General features: G+C 71.3%; 5 protein-coding genes. 1 reads left to right on the forward strand and 4 read right to left on the reverse strand.

The window, feature by feature from the left end; all coding sequences use genetic code 11:
* Window positions 1-39: 39 nt before the first annotated feature.
* The 4 genes from ACTIR_RS0109340 to ACTIR_RS0109355 form a co-directional block, all read right to left on the reverse strand.
* Window positions 40-552, reverse strand: a complete 513-nt coding sequence (locus tag ACTIR_RS0109340) for a hypothetical protein (protein ID WP_007024747.1) — start codon at window positions 550-552, stop codon at window positions 40-42.
* A gap of 339 nt (window positions 553-891) precedes the next feature.
* Complete coding sequence (locus ACTIR_RS27160; protein ID WP_199285590.1) at window positions 892-1,059, reverse strand: hypothetical protein; 168 nt, start codon at window positions 1,057-1,059, stop codon at window positions 892-894.
* A 279-nt stretch (window positions 1,060-1,338) separates the two neighbouring features.
* A complete protein-coding gene (locus ACTIR_RS0109350; protein WP_026454064.1) occupies window positions 1,339-2,481 on the reverse strand; it encodes a CaiB/BaiF CoA transferase family protein in 1,143 nt (380 codons plus the stop codon).
* Between the two features lie 33 nt (window positions 2,482-2,514).
* Complete coding sequence (locus ACTIR_RS0109355; RefSeq protein WP_411431322.1) at window positions 2,515-3,636, reverse strand: acyl-CoA dehydrogenase family protein; 1,122 nt, start codon at window positions 3,634-3,636, stop codon at window positions 2,515-2,517.
* Window positions 3,637-3,818: 182 nt separating this feature from the next.
* Between ACTIR_RS0109355 and ACTIR_RS0109360 the strand changes: the two genes are divergently transcribed.
* The gene (locus tag ACTIR_RS0109360; RefSeq protein ID WP_026454066.1) at window positions 3,819-4,421 is read left to right on the forward strand and encodes a TetR/AcrR family transcriptional regulator; all 603 of its coding nucleotides are present in this window, start codon (window positions 3,819-3,821) and stop codon (window positions 4,419-4,421) included.
* The last annotated feature ends 210 nt before the right edge of the window (window positions 4,422-4,631 follow it).

The following is a 4,631-nucleotide window of genomic DNA, read 5'->3' on the forward strand; positions in this document are numbered from 1 at the left end:
CCCGCACACCCGGGAAGCCGGGGTCGGCCGTGGCCGGGGTCAGCTCGCGGCGTCGCGGCGCTGGCGCGTGAGCCGGGCGACGCACCAGGCGGGAGCGCTGCCCCGTCGGAGATGGTCCAGCACCGTGAGCGGGCCGAGCCGCCTGCCCAGGTCGGCGGGGGTGAGTCCGGCGGCCCGGTAATCGAGGGCGCGCTGGTCGAGGGGGCTGATCCCCGCGTCCCACCAGGCCTTGGCCTCCTCGACGTCCCCGATCATCTGCCACCATCCGGCCGCGGCGCCGAGCAGTTCGTCCGGGGCCTCGGGCAACCGCTCGCGCATCGCGTCGAGGAAGTCCGGGTCGGCCAGGTCGACCGGTGCCCACGCCCGGTCCCCCGTCTCCCGCCGCTGCGCCGGAATGCCGGCCGACGACGGCTGCGCCGGGATGCCGGCCGACGACGGCGCGGCCTCGGCCATCCACTCCGTCGCGATCCGGTTGACCTCACGGTCCTCGGCGGTCTGCTCACGTTCGGCGGCCCACTGTCGGATCACCGCGTCGACTCCGGAATCCCGCATTTCGCCTGCCTCCTTCAGCAACGCACTGCTGTGGTCGTCGCACTGCTGTGTCGTCCAAGACTGGTCGAGCAACGTTGTTCGAGATCTGAGTGCGTGGGTCCTCGGGTACCGCTCGGTCACGCAATGTGAGGTGCACCGTATGAGAGCGGACCGACGATTCGGAAGAGGTGATCGGGCTCCGATTCCGCCGACCAGTGTGTTCGGACGGGGAATCCACCCGTTTGTCGGAGCGAAACGGGACGTTCAGCGCTTGTCGCTACGCACCGTATGCATTCTCGGGGCGCGCGCACGACGAACCGGCACCCCGGTCCGGGGTGCCGGTGACCTGCGCCTTTCGCGTCAGGCGAACAGCGACTGGAAGAACGTGATGATGGCCTCGGCGCCGTCCCGGAGCCAGCTCAACGCCGAGCGCACGGTGTCGGCGGACTCGGTGGGGCGCGAGACGAGAAGGAAAAGCACGAGCGCGACGGCGCCGAATATCAATATCTTCTTCAGACCCGGTGACATGGCTTCCACCCGATTCCTGCTCGGCGTCACCGCACGGTGACGGCACTGCTTCCCACCGCATTCATCATGCCGCAGGGCACGGCATCGCGACGCGCAGTCACGCGAACGTGGTGCGGGGGCGCACCGCGGCCCCCGCACCACGCGCCGGTGTCCGGGTACTGTAAGGCACCTCCCGCACCGTGCCCCCGCAACACGCCGGAGGGACACCCGCCCGTGTCCGCGGGTGTCCCGGCACGTCGGGCGCGCCCGGTACGGAGAGGCGACGGTCACCGACCGTGCTCAGCCGAGGGCGCCCGCCTCCCGGAGGCGGTCGATCTCGGCCGGGTCCAGACCGAGTTCGGACAGCACCTCCCCGGTGTCCGATCCCTTCGGGTGCGGGGGATCCGGCTCGGCCGCGGGTGTCCGGTCGAACCTCGGCCCCGGTGCGGGCTGCGTCATCCCGTCGACCTCGACGAACGACCCCCGCGCGCGGTTGTGCGGGTGCTCGGCGGCCTCCCACGGCGACAGCACCGGGGTCAGGCAGGCGTCCGTGCCCTCCGCCCGGGCCGTCAGTTCGTCCCGGGTGTACCGGCCGATCGCCTCCGCGAGCATCGCCCGCAGACGGGGCCACTCGCGTTGGTCGATGTGCACCGGCACCTGCTCGGGATCGAGTCCGAGCACCTCGAGCAGCGCGGACCAGAAGCGCCCCTCGATGGCGCCGACGGCGACGTAGCGCCCGTCCGCGGTCTCGTAGGTGTCGTAGAACGGCGCCCCGCCGTCGAGCATGTTCTCCCCGCGCTCGCCGTCCCACAGGCCGCTGGCCCGCAGTCCGAACAGATGCGTGGTCAGCAGTGCCGACCCCTCCACCATCGAGGCGTCCACGACCTGGCCGAGTCCCGAGGAGCCGCGCTCGTACAGCGCGGCGAGCACACCCATCGCGAGATACATCCCGCCGCCGCCGAAGTCGGCGAGGAAGTTCACCGGCGGCACCGGTCGCTCCCCCGCCCGGCCGACCGGGTGCAGGGCCCCGGACAGACCGATGTAGTTGATGTCGTGCCCCGCCGAGGGCGCCAGGGGGCCGGTCTGCCCCCACCCGGTGATCCGCCCGTAGACCAGGCCCGGATTCCGGGCGTGCACCTGCTCGGGGCCCAGTCCCATGCGTTCGGCGACGCCGGGCCGGAACCCCTCCACGAGCACGTCCGCCTGCTCCGCGAGCCTGAGCACCAGCTCGACGCCCTCGGCGGTCTTGGTGTCGACGCCGATGGTCCGGCGACTGCGCAGCAGGGGGTCCTTCGGCATGGCGAGCACGTCGTCGCCGGGGACGGCCCGGTCGACCCGCACCACGTCGGCACCGAGGTCGGCCAGCACGGTGCAGGCGAAGGGTGCGGGCGCGAGCCCCGCGAGTTCGACGACCCGCAGACCGCTCAGCGGACCAGCGCTCATGACGACCGCCTTTCCTGTCCGGTCGGCCCCGTGTCACAGGCCACGGGAGATGATGTCCTTCATGATCTCGTTCGTGCCGCCGAAGATGCGCGAGACCCGCATGTCGGCCCAGGCGCGGGCGATCGGGTACTCGGTCATGTAGCCGTAGCCCCCGAACAGCTGCACGCACTCGTCGACGACCTTGTTGACCCGCTCGGTGGTCCACAGCTTCGCCATCGCCGCACCCTGCACGTCCAGCTCGCCCCGCAGGTGCCGTTCGATGCACTGGTCGAGGAACGCCCGGGACACCGCCGCCTCGGTGGCGGCCTCGGCGAGCTTGTACTTGGTGTTCTGGAAGCCGAACACGGGCCTGCCGAAGGCGGTGCGCTCCTTCGTGTAGTCCAGGGTCAGCTCGATCGCGCTCTCCATCCCCGCCACGGCGGTGACCGCGATGAGCAGCCGCTCCTGCGGGAGCTGCTGCATCAGCTGGATGAAGCCCTGGCCCTCCTGCTCACCGAGCAGGTTGTCGGTGGGCACCCGGACGTCGTCGAAGAACAACTCGGCGGTGTCCTGCCCGTGCATGCCGACCTTGTCCAGGGTGCGCCCCCGGCGGAAACCCGGGGTGGAGGTCTCCACCACGATCAGCGAGACGCCCTGCGCACCTGCGTCCGGATCGGTCTTGACCGCGACCACCACGAGGTCGGCCAGCGCCCCGTTGGTGATGAAGGTCTTCGCCCCGTTGATCACGTAGTGGTCCCCGTCGCGGACCGCGCGGGTGGCGATGCCCTGCAGGTCCGACCCCGTGCCGGGCTCGGTCATCGCGATGGCGCCGACGAACTCACCGGAGGCGAGCTTGGGCAGCCAGCGCTGTTTCTGCTCCTCGGAGCCGTAGGCGAGCAGGTAGTGCGTCACGATGCCGTTGTGCACCGACACGCCCCAGGCGCTGTCGCCGCTGCGGGCCTGTTCCTCGTAGAGCACGGCCTCGTGTGCGAAGGTCCCGCCGCCACCGCCGTAGGCCTCCGGGATCGACAGGGCGAGCAGGCCGACCTCGCCCGCCTTGGTCCACACCTCGCGGTCGATCCGCTTGTTCTCGGCCCACCTCTCCTGGTGCGGGGTGAGCTCGTTGCGGCAGAAGGTCCGGGCCATGTCCCGGAAATCGGCCAGCTCCTCGGTCATCCACGAACTCTGCTGTTGCGGCAGCGGCACGGCGCTCCCTCCGGGGGGTCGGGACGGACGGGAAAAACATTACGATCGGAAGGTAAGTTCCCGCCGGAATGTACTCCGCCGCGGGCCCTCCGGTAAAGGAGGGACGGGGCGGGACCCTTCCCACCGGACGAGCGGACAGGAGCCGGACAGTCGTGACCACGCCGGAACGCAGGCACCGCACCCAGGCCGAACGGACGGCGCGCACCCGCGCCGCGCTGCTCGACGCGACCATCGACTGCCTGGTGGAACGCGGATACGCGCGGACGTCGATGCAGGAGGTCTGCGCGCGGGCCGGAGTGTCGAAGGGTGCGGTCCAGCACCACTTCCCCGACAAGGCCCGGCTGATGGCCGCGGCGGTGGAACACCTGACCGGGCGGCTTACCGAGCAACACGCCCCGGACACCACCGGGCTCCCCGAGGGCCCCGAACGGGTGAGCGCGGTCATCGACCTGCTGTGGGAGTCCTACTCCGGGACGCTGGCCAGTGCGGCGATGGAGCTGTGGGTCGCCGCGCGGACCGACCCGGCCCTGCGGGAGGCCATGCGCCCGGTGGACCGCGCCCTCGGCCGCGCCACCCTCGACCGGCTCGCCGCCCTGGTCGGCGACCTGCCGCGGGACAGACTGGAGACGCTGTACTGGCTGACGGTCAACCTGACCCGGGGCCTGGCGCTGGACGCCGAACTGGGGGGTGATCCGCAGCGACGGGAACAGCTGTTGCGGGAATGGAAACGGATCGCCACGGCGCTCTACACGTGAGCCACGCAGCCGTGCGGACGTACCGACGGTATGGTTCACTCGGAGAACTACTCCTCAGTAACAACGGGCATTCGGAGGCGTCATGACCAGCACGATGCCGGAGGCGGCGACGCACACGCGGAACCCCGACCACCCGGACACCGTCGGCGGGGTGCCGGGCGCCCCGTCCCGGGCCCGGGCCGGGACCCTGCTCGCCCGGGTCCGGTCCGG

The organism is Saccharomonospora iraqiensis subsp. iraqiensis (genome assembly GCF_000430445.1).
In the GTDB taxonomy this organism is placed as follows: domain Bacteria; phylum Actinomycetota; class Actinomycetes; order Mycobacteriales; family Pseudonocardiaceae; genus Saccharomonospora; species Saccharomonospora iraqiensis.